Source organism: Bacillus sp. JJ634 (genome assembly GCF_036962285.1).
Taxonomy (GTDB): domain Bacteria; phylum Bacillota; class Bacilli; order Bacillales; family DSM-1321; genus Peribacillus; species Peribacillus asahii_A.
This window is the reverse complement of sequence record NZ_JBALMU010000025.1, coordinates 1,533-15,816: the sequence shown is the minus strand read 5'-3', so window position 1 is coordinate 15,816 and position 14,284 is coordinate 1,533. Positions and strand designations below refer to the sequence as shown.

The window sequence follows — 14,284 nt, the reverse complement described above, 5'->3', positions numbered from 1 at the left end:
GGTATAATTATACTATAAATAGTGTTAAGTATAGTGAAAGGCAAACTTATTGAAAAATAAGGACGCAAAGCCACAGGTCTACGGCAAATGCTATGACGGCTGGGTTACCGCAAAAAGGATGATAAATAAACAAAATGCCACTATATCAAATGAAAGAAATCTGGACACCGCTTAAGCTTATTGGAATAAAGTTTTTCAGATCAGAGAATCATCATGTTTATATCAAAATATGGAACAATAGACGCAGAATGATTAAATAACTTTTCCAAATGGCTGAATTTAGCCTTTTTTGTAGTTTTAAATTGTATTTCCATTCTGAATATCGATTATTAGGTTATAAAGCGATGAATCGGAATCAGAAGCCTCGAATTAAAAATATATATTTTATATATTTTTGATTTTAGCGAAAAGCAAACTTACTGCAAAGTAAGGACGCAAATTACAAATCTAACAAGCTAAGAGAAGGATGGAATAACAGACATAAAGTGATTAATTAAGACTAGCCGTGTAAAAGAGCCCATCATTTTCTAAATGATAGGCTCTCCTTTTTCGCTTATACTTATCCACAATGTTATACACATAATATCCACATTCTAAAACGTCACTGTGACTCAAATACCTTCTTCACTTCTACCTCCACCTCAAGCGTATGATTCCCGCCATGATAGACGCCTTGCAGCGGGCTGACGTCTGAGTAATCGCGGCCGACGGATAGGCAAATGTGATTGTCGATGGCTTCTACGTTGTTGGTTGGATCTAAGCCAACCCAACCGATGCCTGGGACCATGATTTCTACCCAGGCATGTGAGGCAGCACTGCCAACGAGGGTAGAATTCTCGCCAACATATAAATAGCCGCTCATGTATCGCGCAGGAATGCCGCGCGCTCGCAGAATCCCTAGCATGACATGGGTGTAATCTTGGCAAACTCCTCGTTTTAACTGCAATGATTCAACAGCCTTCGTCTCCACCGTTGTTGCTTCGGTATCATATGTGAACACTTCAAACAAATAGCTCATTAACTGTAGGGCAAATTGAATCGGATTGTCTATATCTCCTACTTCGCGAACGACTTCATCGATTTGGTGCTGTTCCAAATACGTGTAAGCCGTTCGATTTAAAAAAGGTAAATAATGTTCGTGGAATAATTCTGAATGAAAGATCGATTTCATTTCTGGTGAGTAGTCTAGTTGATGAATAAATGGTGTTTTTTGAATGCTGACAACGGATGTTGCTTCTACTTCTAAAATACGATGTTTCTCTGGAATAAAAAAACTTTCTACATAATTTCCCCATATATCTATATGTTCCTTCGCCATAGAGGTCGGCGTTACTTTTTTACGATAAGACAGCAGACGCTGACATGCGTCACTTCTCGGCTTTAAGCGAATTGTATTTGAACTTTGCTGTACATCGTCTTCATAATAAAAGGTATTCTTATGTACAATTTCATATTTCATTGCCCATCCACTCCCTAGATGCAAAAATTATTGATGATTATTAAGAGAGAAGGACCCTTTAGCATTTCTGCTCTTTCATCTGCTCGCATCAGCTTCTATTAAATAATACGTTGTTGAGAAGATTTTGCCAAATTCGATACATTGGCTCAATATATCCTCGATAAACATCTCTAGTTCTTCAAAACTGAGCTGTTGAACACAAACGGCCTCAACTGAAGCGATTAATTCATCTAGCGCAGCATACATTCGCCAAGAATAATGTGCCACCTTCTCACTTTCAATCTTCCAAATTACTTCTTTAACATGTTCGATACAATAATAAATGGAGCGCGGGAACGTCCGGTCAGAAATAAGGAATTGCAGAATAAGCGCCGGATCTTTGAGACGAAATTTCTTTGAATAATCCTGATACCCATTCACTAGCCGAAGAGCGAATTGTCCATCATATTCACTAAAACTCTGACAATCGGAAAACTTCGCCTTTTGGAGCATGACTTTCATAATAAGGGCCGTCTTTTCAGCTCGCTCCAACCACTGCCCAATCTTCATGAAATGATACGGTAAATCTCGGGACATCATTGAATCAATGATTCCTGTCGATGTCATGGACGTTGCTTTAATATGCCGCAAAAAACTATGAATGTCTTGAAAGGAGAACTCTGTATGCGGCCCTTTATTTTGTGAATGTAAATATAGGTCATTCCATACTTCCCATAATTCATTTGGAATCACATCTCGTGTCATGCGTGCATTTTCTCGAACATAAGAGAGTGTATTCGTTAAGGCATTCGAATTCCCATTGGAAAAACCAATATAATCAACGGCCTTGTGCACACGAAGTTCTCCGTAATCCTCTTCATACGCTGATTTCGAGCCGCATATATCGATTACCGTCTGCCAATCTTGATAATTCACACTTTCTCTCCCAGACTCTTCTAGCATTTTCACCAATTGAACTTGAAGAATATGAGCATTATTTTCTGTTCGTTCACCGTTTCTAGCCATCCAATATAACGCATCCGCTACGCGACTAAGCATGCTGCATAACCTCCTTCAACACCCATGTGTCCTTACCGCCGCCACCCTGAGACGAGTTAACGACGAGCGACCCTTTTTTCAAAGCAACTCGTGAAAGTCCCCCAGGTAAGACATGCGTTTCTTCCCCTTTCATGACAAAGACACGCAAATCGACATGGCATGGATAAAAACTGCCTTGTTGATAGACTGGAGCTCTAGATAGCTTAATCGTCGGTTGGGCAATGTACTGCTTCGGATTTTCTAAAATTTTCGAGCGGAATGTTTCAATTTCTTCTTCTGATGCATGCGGCCCAATTAACATATCGTATCCACCTGAAGCACCAACGTTTTTTACAACAAGCTCATGTAAATGCTCAAGCACCCACTCCCGCTGCTTCGGATCGCTCAAAATATATGTTTCGACGTTTTGAATAATCGGTTCTTCTTTTAAATAATAACGAATCATATCAGGAACATATGTATACATCGCTTTATCATCAGCTACGCCATTACCAACGGCATTTAAAATGGCGACATTTCCTTGCTTATAAGCGTCTATTAAACCTGGAACACCGAGCAGAGAGTCCTCACGAAACGCTGTTGGGTCCAAGAAATCATCATCAATTCGACGATAAATAATATCGACCCGTTTTAAGCCTTGAATCGTCTTCATATAGACAACGTTATCTTTTACAATCAAATCCCGCCCTTCCACAAGCGCAATATTCATTTGCTGCGCGAGAAAAACATGATCATAATAAGCGGAATTGTACATACCTGCCGTTAGCAATACAGCCCGAGGTTCGGTATGTTTCTTTATATTAGATGGGATATGTGAAAGCAGGGCAGATTGAAGATGGGTAATTTGATCTTCCAGCGAACAAAGAGAGTGTCTTGAGAAAAACTCTGGATACACTTGCCGCATAACAAATCGATTTTGAAAGACGTAAGAAATGCCCGAAGGATTACGTAAATTATCTTCAAGTACACGATATGTCCCTTGTTCATCTCTTATTAAATCAATCCCTGCTAGGAAAATGTGGTTTTTCAAGGGGAATTGAGTGCCGCTTACCTGCTTATAATAGTATGGATTTTGTTCTACAAGTTCTCTCGGAATAATGCCATCATTGAGTATGTGTTGATCATGGTAGATGTCTTCTAAAAATAAATTAAGCGCCTCGACGCGTTGTTTCATTCCTTTTTCAATCGTCTCCCAAGCATCAGCTGGAATAATAATCGGAACGCAATCAAAAGGCATTGTCCGCTCCGTTCCGCCTTCTTCTCCATAAACGGTAAAGGTAATACCCTGTCTCAGAAAGCTAGATTGTGCGGTTTCGTGCTTTTCTTTAAACTCTTCTTCTGACAACCTTTGCAGTACAGAATGAAATTGCCGATAATGCTCTTTTGGCTCACCATTTTCCTGCAGCATTTCATCATAATAATGACCTGTCTTGTACGGTTCAAACATGAATACTCGCCTCCGATGTTAACTAATTAAATGTTTTAGAACATATCTGTTAATCAATACGACAAACTAGGTACAATTCCTTCTTTTTTGGTTAAAATTAACAAAATTTTCTAAAGTTTTGGGTTTTCCACAGGATATCCACAAACCGAAAAGTCACTGTGACTTTAAAATGACTCCAAACACCGAAAGATGCATCCATTATCGGATGCATCTTCTTTTTTAGGGTAGATATCAACAGAGTTATCCACATGTTATACACAATTTGAAAAGTCACTGTGACACGTTTGATGACACGTTGTTGATTCTACCCTCTATTTGCGGATTTACCGTCTTCAACCCACTCACATACTCGCTGAAGTTCTCCCAGTCGGCTAGGCCGATGTCTGTGACTCTGCCTTGTTCATAGGCTTTTTGGAAAACGGTGAAGCCGTCTCCGCCTTTTGCGGTAAAGGCATTTGTAGCGACAACGTATTCGCTGGATAGCTGCAACTCTGAGTAAGAACCGCCTTGTAGCACTTCTACTTTCTGAACACGGCTGCCCGCAGGTTTACTGCTGTCAAATGTGAACTTCAAACCTGATACATGTAAGAAGCCGCCGCTTTCTTCCGGCACTTGACTAACACTATGTTCTAACGCTTGGATAATCTCTGCTCCTGTCAATTTCACCGTTGCTAACGTATTTCCAAATGGAAGTACCGTTAACACATCGCCTAACGTAATCTCTCCTTGGTCAATCGGAGCGCGGATTCCGCCCCCATTTTGGAACGCAATCACTGTATCTTTATTGAACTCTTTCGCCTTACTCAGCATACCATCCGTAATTAAATTGCCGAGCTCTGTTTCGTTTTTGCGCACACTCGGCTTCGTCTCATCCCCGGAATCGCGAGGATTGTCTAAAGCTCGAACCGCTGTTGCTCCAGTTGGCGTGTTTTTCACTTCTTCTATTTTCGCTGAGTATGTTTTTAACAATGCGGCCGCTTCAGGGTCTTCTTGTTTATCCGCTAGTTTAATCAGTTGACCGGCTTGACCGACAACTTGCCCCTTCTTATCAAATTCAACATCGACCGTTCCTAAATAATCACTATATTGATACGCCTGAACAATAACAGTCGGCGCTTTCGTTTTCCCTTTTTCATCTTTATTCACAACGACAGGTTGATCTAATTGGGTATGGCTATGCCCGCCAACAATGACATCAATGCCATCCACTTCCGTCGCTAATGTGAGGTCATTATCATATGCTGGATTGTCATCATACCCAATATGGGTTACAGCGACAATTTTATTCACGCCCCGTTTTTCAAAGGCTGCAACGGCTTTTTCCGCTTCTTCTTTATAATTTTCAAACTCAACATTTCCAGGACTAGAAATAGCCTTCGTTTCCTCTGTCGTTAAGCCGAAGATTCCAACCTTTTCACCGTTTACTTCTTTAATGATTCCATTATAAATCTGACCATCCCTCGGCTTGGACGTAATGGAATCCTTAAACAACCCTTTCAGCTTGGCGTCTTTGCTAAAATTCACATTCGAGCTGACAAATGAAAACTCAGCTCCCTTCACAAACTGGGCTAATGCTCCATGCCCCTCAGCCGTCACGCCTAAATCGAATTCATGATTGCCGAATGTCATCACATCATATTTCATCAGGTTCATAAATCGCAGATCAGCTTGTCCTTTAAATTCATTAAAATATAACGTACCCGTTAGCACATCACCTGCATCAACTAACAGAGCACCTGGTTTATTCGCACGTACTTCCTTCACTGCCGTTACTCGTTTCACGACATTGTCAAGATGAGCATGGGTATCGTTCGTATGCATTAAAGATAAGGTGAACTTCTCTTTTGCATCATACTTCGCTTTTACAGCTTGTACATATTGGTGAATCGCTTGACCAAGTGCGGAGGTTTTATCGACTTTTTCAAGTTGGGCAGCAACGGCTGTTATCCGTTTTTCTGCCGTCTGCAATTTTCCTTTTTCAATTAAATCCTCTGCTTGTGCGTAGTAATAATATACTTTTATATCGCCTGCTAACGCTTGTTTCGTCACTTTTGTGAATTGATTGGAGAGAAGTACTTCAATTTTAGCGCCGTATACTGTATTTTTAATCGCCTTATCGGCTTTTTTTATAGCTTCCTGCAGTGCCTCATATCGTTTGATTACTTGATTCGGTTTTTGATTCACCGCTGCTTGCTCGAGTGCTTTTACTGATTTATCATTCGCGGCTTTTGCTTTTTCGGCTGATTTGTAGCCTTTGACATATCCTTCTGCACGCGTGATGTACTTGTTGTATGCTTTAATTTCTTTATATCGAGCTTCTTTTTGTTTTTTGGATAAAGCGGATTTTTTAATAGCCGCTTGGATGTCTTTTTTTGCTTTTTTCGCGGCTTTAATTTCTTTTTCAACCGTTGCTACAGAAGCTAATGTCGTCGTCTTGAAATAGGTGTTATAAGGTTTCTTCATAGTAGATTTCGCCGATTGAATCTTGCTTCTGAGGCTATCTGCCGCTTCTGACTGCACCGGAGCAACCGTCGTAATCACACTTCCAGCGATTGCCGCAGCCATTGCCACTTTAAACATCTTCTTATTCGCCATACTAGTACATCCCCCTTATAAATAGAATTTCCCTATTTCTTATGATACGATGAAATGGGCAAATAAAAGCCTTTCAATACAAGATTTTACATTAATTTACATAAAAATCATATCCACAAGTGGCCGAGGTGTTTCCAATGGAAAATAAAGACCAATTGCGAGAAGAATTGAAAACGATTGAAAAATGGGAGAAGGATCAAAAAGNNGCCTAAGTTTCTTCATAATAAAATAAACGATTTACTAGATGAAATTGCGAATTATATCGACACTGGCGGTCAATATTTAGTGAACAATGATGCTACGCTAGATAAAGCATCTAAACTATTATCCTCCGATGGAAAACTTACATTAGAGGATGTTCAAACATTCCCCCTTGAGAATATGGATAAAGTCGCAAATGCTTTTATCGCGACAAGAGCAAAAAATGCCCAAATTCAAGGAGCGACTACCGGGATTGGCGGGATATTTACGTTAGCTATCGATATTCCACTTATTCTAGGATTAACATTGAAAACGATTCAGGAAGTAGCTGTCGCTTATGGGTATGACCCAACAGATAAAGAAGAACGAATCTTTATGGTCAAATGCATGCAATTTACTTCATCCGATGTCGTAGGAAAAAAAGCGATATTAGAAGAATTGACAGCTCCAAAAAGAGAGCAAGGCTTCTCCCAACTACAAGGATGGCGAGAAGTATTTATGACGTACCGGGATAATTTTGGCTGGAAGAAGCTTTTTCAAATGATTCCGATTGCCGGGATGATTTTCGGAGCGTATATGAACAAAACAGCAATTCAAGATGTTGGCGAAGCCGCGAATATGCTGTATAAAAAAAGACGAGTGTTGGAGCGACTAGAACGATTAGACAATCTAGATCTACTAATCACGGATAAAAAGGAGAGTACAACATGATTAACGTTTTATTTGTCTGCCTTGGGAACATTTGCCGTTCACCGATGGCTGAAGCAATCTTTCGTGACTTACTTGAAAAAGAACAGTTAAGCGACAAAATAACGGTCGATTCAGCGGCCACAAGTTCATGGCATATTGGAAGTCCCCCGCATAAAGGCACGGTGACGATTTTAAAAAAATATAACATCTCATCAGCAGGTCTTGTCGGACGTCAGCTGCAAAAAGAAGACTTTGAGAAATTTGAGTATATTGTAGGGATGGATGAAAGTAATGTTGCGAATATTTACGAAATGACAGGCCAACCTAATCATCCAAAAATTATCCGTCTGCTCGACTTAACGGATCATAAAAAAGATGTACCGGACCCTTACTATACAGGGGATTTCCAGGAAACCTTTGACCTTGTTACAGACGGCTGCCAAGCTTTACTTGAGAAGATTCGGATTGAGCATAACATAACGAAATAATAAGAAAAGGAAATCCCGCGAACATGAGTGGGATTTCCTTTTTTATTTTTCTGTACCCACTTTTGGGATTGATTCATACAATTAATTTAGGCGAAATAAACGTGTAGAAAAGAAGGTGTAACAGCATTGAACAATGAACTAGAACAAGAAAAACGACTTATTCGTGCTATTCAGCGTGATATTAGCGTCGCCACAGCTGCCTTATTACTAACAGGCCAAATTACACTAAGAGGAGTGTTTGTTACACCGGGGTCTTTTCGTTTATCTTTAGCCGGCCCGCTCACAGGTACAGAAAGATTAGAAGGGAAAAACGGAAATAAGGTGGCAACCGCCTTTCTTGATATCCTTGATATTTCGATCGCTATTTTGCTATTAAAAGGTTCTATTGTAGTAGAGGGTACCTTTATAGGAGCAAGAGAATTTACACTTGTTGTCAGTGGCCCTATATTTGGAATGCCCATCCCTGAGCCATCTCTTCCAGACTTAAAAGACGATTATACTTTATATAAAAAAGTCATCACTAATCAGTTTCATTTTAATCCATAATTCAAAAAAGGAATGGTGAATATGTCTCTAACAGATATTCCAACCATCAGTCCATCAACAGTCGGAATCTTCCTTATCGCACTCCCCATCATTCTATTTATCTTTTTCTTTACTCAACCTAAACAGAGTGATTCGGAACAAATTAGATGAGTACTCCCCCACTTACTCGCTCTACCAAGCTTCCTTGAAGTGGGGGTTTCTTGTGTGTCGAACCTACTTACTGAACGCTTAACACAAGGGGAGTTGACACATTAACGGATTGGCTACCGTTCAACCCCTCTATTCCATTTGCAAACGCATTTGGAACTACTTTTCGAATTATGTTATAAGCCCCATTTACATCAGCATTCATCAGGATTCCTTTTGCACTCTTATATAGCCCACGTTTGATTCGTTTTCCACCGAATGAGTAGGTCTTTTCTTTCTCATAAGTGGGCAGAAAATCAAGGTCTAAAAAACTAGCCTTAGATGTATAGGATTCTTCCGTAATAACTACTTGAATCCCATGCTCTATCGCTTTATATTCAATCATTTGAATCAATAAACGATGTGGAATGAAACAAAACTGTTGATTATTTCGTTTTCCTATATTCGATTCTTGTTTCCACTGTTTGTTCTGTCCAATCACAATTATGTCTACCTGTTCTTGTAAGGCAAGATTCACAATATGACGACTCGCTTTGTGGAATAAATCTTTGATTTGCTTGTGACGGTTCAAATGCAATCGTTCTAATTTTTTTGACGTATGTTGCCCTTGATTGGATGACTTTCCGTGACAAAGGATACTCGTATAATAGGCTTTTTGCTTGTTGTAATACTGATTAATGGATTTGACACGTTTTCCTTTAATTAGAACTGGCTTCATTCCTGTATTAGCCACTACAGTCGCTAAATTATCAATTCCTAGATCAATTCCCATGAAATGAGTTGGCTCTTTTTCTGTTGGTTTAGGCAAAGAACACTCCCATACAACCTCTACTACAAACTGACCGTACTTAGGAAGAACACGAACTTGTTTAAGTTTCCCTTTTATTCTAGCCATTTTGCCAATATTGAGTTGTTTTTTTGTTTTAGGAAATTTTAAATAACGGTCATTCTTTATCACACAATCTTGATTGGTGAAAAACACTTCTTTCACTTTAGATGAACTGTAATTAGGAATACCTGGTTTCCCTTTATATTTATGAGGATTTTTTTGATAATCGGATAAAGAAACAAAAAACGATTTCCAGTTTTGAAACATAGTCTTCATGACTTGTTGACTACTTTGAATCGGTAATGAAAGATAATCGGATTGTTTACTAACCTTAAATAAACAATCTAAAAATGAATAGTTGATATACGGATGTTCGTTTGTCGGTTTCGTAAACAAATTCGCTTTCACTTCTTTTCGTTCGTCCACTGGTTTCATTTGTTCTTTCGCTACTCGCTTTTGGTAAGCTTGAAGTTGAATATCATTCATTCGATCTACATGTGTATGAATAACCTGTAACACTTCTTCTTGTAAAGGATGAGGATGTTTATTACTGGTAAGAGCGGTATATACTTGCCGATAGTAAAAATTACTCGTATTATATAGGTTTTTTGCATGTTCACACATCATTTGAAAATACGAAAATAAACGATGTCCTTTTTTAATCCATATTTGATACGTTTTATATGGCGTTTGTTCCATTGTTATCCCCTCCTTCCTATATACTTAGTATATGTTTATAAATGATCTATTTCTAGTATATACCATCACGAACGGTCTACTGTTTGGGAAATAAACCTATATTAACCATATTTCCAGTTGACCTAATTAAACAAATCGAAGCCCATCAACAAAAGAATCTCATTTCTTCCTTTGTGGGAGCTGTATACGAATTAATTCAAAAAGGATTAACATTTGCTTCGTAAAAGTTCCTATCCACCTTTTGCTTCGCAAACTGAAATTCACCGCCCTCCCTACTCACTGGGCTACCGCCCTTCACGCTCCTTGAGGAAGGGGTACTCTTTCAGTGAAAATGATAGATTTACAAGCAAAAGAAATTCAAAAAGGGTAGCTTGAGGAATTCCGATTTCCTCACGCTGCCCCGACAAGGAGGTCTAACCAAGCTTATTTACCGGGCACTTCAATCATAATCGCGTCCCCTTGACCGCCGCCAGAACAAATCGCTGCGATTCCGATACCGCCGCCTCGGCGTTTCAATTCATAAGCAAGAGTTAGAATAACACGTGCGCCACTGGCACCAATTGGATGGCCAAGAGCGACTGCACCGCCGTTAACATTTACTTTTTCCGGATCAAGTCCAGCTATTTGGTTGCTTACAAGTGCAACAGCAGCAAAAGCTTCATTAATTTCAAATAAGTCAATATCTGCAACTGTTTTTCCTGTTTTATTTAAAAGCTTATTTATAACAAGACCCGGTGTTTGCGGGAAGTTTCCGGCCTCTACTGCAACCTCTGCATGAGCTATTACTGTAGCAAGAACATCTTTGTTTTCTTTTCTAGCACGTTCATCACTCATGAGTACAAGCGCAGCAGCACCGTCGTTAATACCAGGTGCGTTACCTGCTGTAATCGTGCCCTCTTTACTAAATGCCGGACGCAATTTTGCTAGTACATCTTTCGTAGTTTCCTTGCGAGGAGCTTCATCTTTTTCTACAATAATCGGATTGCCCTTCTTCTGAGGCACTTCCACTGCTACGATTTCTTCTGCAAGCTTCCCAGCCTCTATTGCTTCAAGTGCCAGTCTGTGACTTCGGACAGCCCACTCATCCTGTAAATCACGTGATAACCCGAATTCTGTTGCTGTGCTGTCCCCGTAATTCCCCATGTGCACACCGGTGAAACTGCACGATAAACCATCATGAATCATCAAATCCACCATTGGCGTATCACCCATGCGGATTCCCCAGCGGGATTTAGGCACTGCATAAGGAGTGTTCGACATCGACTCCATGCCACCGGCGAGAATGACTTCTTCATCACCTGAACGAATAATCTGATCAGCAAGTGTCACACTGCGAAGACCTGAGGCACATACTTTATTAATGGTTTCCGTTTTAACATCCCATGGAATACCAGCTGCACGTGCAGCTTGGCGGGAAGGAATTTGCCCCTGCCCAGCCTGCAGGACATTACCGAAAATAACCTCACCGATTTCTTCCGGTTTCACGTCCGCACGATTAAGTGCTTCTTTCATTGCAATTCCGCCAAGCTCTGATGCACTTAATGATGAAAGTGCACCGCCAAATTTTCCAAAAGGTGTTCGTGCCCCATCTACAATTACCGTTCTTGACATAGAATCATCCCCTTTTTTTAGTTTACTGCTACAAGCTCAGGAGCTACAGAAAATTGTGCTTCTGTGTTTGCTCTTACTTCTTCAACAGAAACATTCCCTTGCGTTTCGACTAGAACCATCCCTTCAGGAGTAAAATCAAAAACAGCCAAATCAGTAATTAATCGGTTCACCACTTGCTGACCAGTCAATGGAAGTGTACATGCCTTTTTCACTTTGGATTCTCCATGTTTATTCACATGCTCCATAATTACTACCACACGTTTTGCTCCGTTGACAAGGTCCATCGCGCCGCCCATACCTTTTACCATTTTCCCGGGAATCATCCAGTTCGCCAAATCTCCTTGTTCTGACACTTCCATTCCCCCAAGAATAGCAAGGTCAATATGGCCGCCGCGAATCATAGCAAACGACTCTGCGCTGTCAAAAAATGAAGAACCTGGAACGACAGTCACGGTTTCTTTTCCAGCATTGATTAAATCCGCATCTTCCTCACCTGCTACTGGATATGGCCCAATACCGAGCAGACCATTTTCCGATTGAAGCAACACATCGCAATCATCTGGAATTTCATTTGCAATAAGTGTCGGCAGGCCAATACCTAAGTTAACATTCATGCCATCTTTAATTTCCTGAACTGCTCTTTTTACAATATCAAAGCGTTTATCGCTCATATTCAGACACTCCATTCATTTAAAAAATTTTAAGCTTTTGCAACCGTCCGTCGTTCAATGCGTTTTTCATAATTCGACCCAAGCAATAAACGTTGTACATAAACGCCTGGTGTATGGATTTCATCTGGATCTAATTCACCAGGTTCCACAATTTCCTCTACTTCTGCAATCGTTATTTTTCCGGCCATCGCTGCAAGTGGATTAAAGTTGCGAGCAGTCTTTCGGTACACGAGGTTACCAAATTTATCTGCTTTCCATGCTTTTACAAGTGCGAAGTCCCCTACAATTCCTCGTTCTAAAAGATATTTCTTCCCGTCAAAAATCTTCGTTTCTTTTCCTTCTTCAATTGGTGTACCGACTCCTGTTGCTGTATAAAAACCAGGGATGCCTGCACCGCCGGCTCGCATTCGCTCTGCAAGTGTACCTTGAGGAGTCAATTCGACTTCCAATTCTCCGCTTAAATACTGCTGTTCAAAAATTTTATTTTCTCCAACATAAGAAGCGACCATTTTCTTGATTTGCTTATTCGCAAGCAACAGCCCAAGTCCCCAATCATCGACCCCGCAATTATTACTAACAACCGTCAAATCCTTTGTTCCTTGCTCTTTAAGAGCCTGAATGGAATACTCCGGAATACCTGAAAGACCAAAACCGCCTACAATAATCGTTGAACCATCCTTAATATCTGAAACCGCTTCCAAGAAGGAATTCATTACTTTGCTGTTTTTCATCTGGCTCCCCCTCCAACACCTTGAATATTTGGAATAATTTATTTACAGTTTACATTTCTATTCTCTATAAGTAAAATACATAAAAGGAATATAGATTATGAAAATAAGGAATAAATAGGAGAACATGATGGAATTACGAGATATAAACTCATTTATCGAAGTCGCTAATCATAAAAGTTTTACAAAAGCTGCTGCCCATTCCTACTTAACGCAACCTTCTTTAAGTAAAGCTATAAAGAAATTAGAGGAGGAACTTCATGTTGAGCTGTTTGATCGCTCAACGAGACATTTACGATTGACAGATGCAGGACAGATTGTATACCAGCAGGGGCAAAAAGCGCTAGCAGCATTGTCCGAATTGGATGTACTTTTAGAGGAGCTCATGGATGTTACGGCAGGTACAATTAAAATCGGGATTCCTCCTCTGATTGGCACGCTTTTTTTCCCTGATATTGCTCGTCGCTTCAATCAAAAATACCCAAAAGTATCCCTTGAGCTGACTGAACTCGGCGCCAAATTGCTTGGCCAGCTTGTCGAAGATGGACAGGTGGATCTCGGTATCATTGTCATGCCAGCCAATGAGAAAAAATTCAATATTCACCCGTTTATTCAAGATGAATTCGTTTTATATATTCACGAAGATCATCCACTCGCCCATAAACAGTCTATTTCTTTGAGCGAACTAAGAGATGAAAAATTCATCTTATTTTCGAAAGACTTTACTTTACATGACCACGTTATCCAAGCATGTGAAAACCATGGATTCACCCCAACGATCTCTTATCAAAGCTCACAGTGGGATTTAATCGTCGGACTCGTCTCATCCAGGCTTGGTATCGCGTTATTGCCGAGATTAATTTATGACAAACAAACTAACAGCAATGTCAAAATCATACCGATTGAAGAAAACTCCACTCTCCTTTGGAGGCTCGGGATTATTACTAAAAAAGGCGCCTATCATTCTTTTGCATTAAAAGAGTTATTGAAGATGCTAGGTGAAGAAGAGTGATTTTTAGGGATAATGATATGTTGGGGGAAGGACTGTCTGAAAGTGAGGGATATTTCGTTGGCTCGATTTCTTGGTTTTGGCCTTCATGAACCTGATGAAGGACATTTTCCTGGTTTGATTTCT

General features: G+C 40.1%; 11 protein-coding genes, 1 pseudogene and 2 riboswitches. Of the genes and pseudogenes, 4 read left to right on the top strand and 8 right to left on the bottom strand.

The annotated features are described in order from the left end of the window. The first annotated feature begins 29 nt into the window (after positions 1 to 29). A riboswitch (cyclic di-GMP riboswitch) is annotated at positions 30 to 112 on the top strand. Positions 113 to 399: 287 nt separating this feature from the next. Continuing rightward, positions 400 to 479, top strand: a riboswitch (cyclic di-GMP riboswitch). 122 nt (positions 480 to 601) lie between these two features. From V7068_RS05135 to V7068_RS05120, 4 genes are all read right to left on the bottom strand, one after another. Beyond that, positions 602 to 1,459, bottom strand: a complete 858-nt coding sequence (locus V7068_RS05135) for a transglutaminase family protein (RefSeq protein ID WP_499711375.1) — start codon at positions 1,457 to 1,459, stop codon at positions 602 to 604. Positions 1,460 to 1,534: 75 nt separating this feature from the next. Beyond that, positions 1,535 to 2,497: an alpha-E domain-containing protein gene (locus tag V7068_RS05130; RefSeq protein WP_499711374.1), complete on the bottom strand. Its 963-nt coding sequence runs from the start codon at positions 2,495 to 2,497 to the stop codon at positions 1,535 to 1,537. After that, entirely contained in the window at positions 2,490 to 3,944 is a 1,455-nt protein-coding gene (locus V7068_RS05125; protein ID WP_499711373.1) for a circularly permuted type 2 ATP-grasp protein, read from the bottom strand. The genes V7068_RS05130 and V7068_RS05125 overlap by 8 nt, the downstream gene beginning before the upstream one ends. Before the next feature lie 270 nt (positions 3,945 to 4,214). Next, the gene (locus V7068_RS05120) at positions 4,215 to 6,539 is read right to left on the bottom strand and encodes a bifunctional metallophosphatase/5'-nucleotidase (RefSeq protein ID WP_499711372.1); all 2,325 of its coding nucleotides are present in this window, start codon (positions 6,537 to 6,539) and stop codon (positions 4,215 to 4,217) included. 137 nt (positions 6,540 to 6,676) lie between these two features. Between V7068_RS05120 and V7068_RS05115 the strand changes: the two are divergent. From V7068_RS05115 to V7068_RS05105, 3 genes and pseudogenes are all read left to right on the top strand, one after another. Further along, positions 6,677 to 7,451 (top strand): annotated as a pseudogene (locus tag V7068_RS05115) (EcsC family protein). Continuing rightward, positions 7,448 to 7,918 carry a low molecular weight protein-tyrosine-phosphatase gene (locus V7068_RS05110; RefSeq protein WP_499711370.1) on the top strand — a complete coding sequence of 157 codons (471 nt, stop codon included), beginning with the start codon at positions 7,448 to 7,450 and terminating at the stop codon, positions 7,916 to 7,918. The pseudogene V7068_RS05115 and the gene V7068_RS05110 overlap by 4 nt, the downstream one beginning before the upstream one ends. A gap of 126 nt (positions 7,919 to 8,044) precedes the next feature. Continuing rightward, entirely contained in the window at positions 8,045 to 8,464 is a 420-nt protein-coding gene (locus tag V7068_RS05105; protein ID WP_499711369.1) for a hypothetical protein, read from the top strand. A gap of 217 nt (positions 8,465 to 8,681) precedes the next feature. Here the strand turns inward: V7068_RS05105 and V7068_RS05100 are convergent, their stop codons facing one another. From V7068_RS05100 to V7068_RS05085, 4 genes are all read right to left on the bottom strand, one after another. Further along, a complete protein-coding gene (locus V7068_RS05100; protein ID WP_499711368.1) occupies positions 8,682 to 10,139 on the bottom strand; it encodes an RNA-guided endonuclease InsQ/TnpB family protein in 1,458 nt (485 codons plus the stop codon). Between the two features lie 423 nt (positions 10,140 to 10,562). Next, the gene (locus V7068_RS05095; protein ID WP_375349436.1) at positions 10,563 to 11,750 is read right to left on the bottom strand and encodes an acetyl-CoA C-acetyltransferase; all 1,188 of its coding nucleotides are present in this window, start codon (positions 11,748 to 11,750) and stop codon (positions 10,563 to 10,565) included. 17 nt (positions 11,751 to 11,767) lie between these two features. Beyond that, positions 11,768 to 12,421, bottom strand: coding sequence for a 3-oxoacid CoA-transferase subunit B (locus tag V7068_RS05090; protein WP_252282822.1), 654 nt, complete (start codon positions 12,419 to 12,421; stop codon positions 11,768 to 11,770). Positions 12,422 to 12,450: 29 nt separating this feature from the next. Next, positions 12,451 to 13,152 (bottom strand): CoA transferase subunit A, encoded by a 702-nt coding sequence (locus tag V7068_RS05085; RefSeq protein WP_127762156.1) that lies wholly within the window; start codon positions 13,150 to 13,152, stop codon positions 12,451 to 12,453. Between the two features lie 127 nt (positions 13,153 to 13,279). Here V7068_RS05085 and V7068_RS05080 point away from each other — a divergent pair, with 127 nt between their 5' ends. Continuing rightward, on the top strand, positions 13,280 to 14,161 hold the full coding sequence (locus tag V7068_RS05080; RefSeq protein WP_499711367.1) for a LysR family transcriptional regulator: 882 nt from the start codon (positions 13,280 to 13,282) through the stop codon (positions 14,159 to 14,161). Positions 14,162 to 14,284: the final 123 nt, after the last annotated feature.

Bases quoted from the DNA above. Each gene is read 5' to 3' on its own strand.
- V7068_RS05090 (WP_252282822.1), bottom strand. From the start codon at position 12,421: ATGAGCGATAAACGCTTTGATATTGTAAAAAGAGCAGTTCAGGAAATT.
- V7068_RS05130 (WP_499711374.1), bottom strand. From the start codon at position 2,497: ATGCTTAGTCGCGTAGCGGATGCGTTATATTGGATGGCTAGAAACGGT.
- V7068_RS05080 (WP_499711367.1), top strand. From the start codon at position 13,280: ATGGAATTACGAGATATAAACTCATTTATCGAAGTCGCTAATCATAAA.
- V7068_RS05095 (WP_375349436.1), bottom strand. From the start codon at position 11,750: ATGTCAAGAACGGTAATTGTAGATGGGGCACGAACACCTTTTGGAAAA.
- V7068_RS05110 (WP_499711370.1), top strand. From the start codon at position 7,448: ATGATTAACGTTTTATTTGTCTGCCTTGGGAACATTTGCCGTTCACCG.
- V7068_RS05135 (WP_499711375.1), bottom strand. From the start codon at position 1,459: ATGAAATATGAAATTGTACATAAGAATACCTTTTATTATGAAGACGAT.
- V7068_RS05085 (WP_127762156.1), bottom strand. From the start codon at position 13,152: ATGAAAAACAGCAAAGTAATGAATTCCTTCTTGGAAGCGGTTTCAGAT.
- V7068_RS05125 (WP_499711373.1), bottom strand. From the start codon at position 3,944: ATGTTTGAACCGTACAAGACAGGTCATTATTATGATGAAATGCTGCAG.
- V7068_RS05120 (WP_499711372.1), bottom strand. From the start codon at position 6,539: ATGGCGAATAAGAAGATGTTTAAAGTGGCAATGGCTGCGGCAATCGCT.
- V7068_RS05100 (WP_499711368.1), bottom strand. From the start codon at position 10,139: ATGGAACAAACGCCATATAAAACGTATCAAATATGGATTAAAAAAGGA.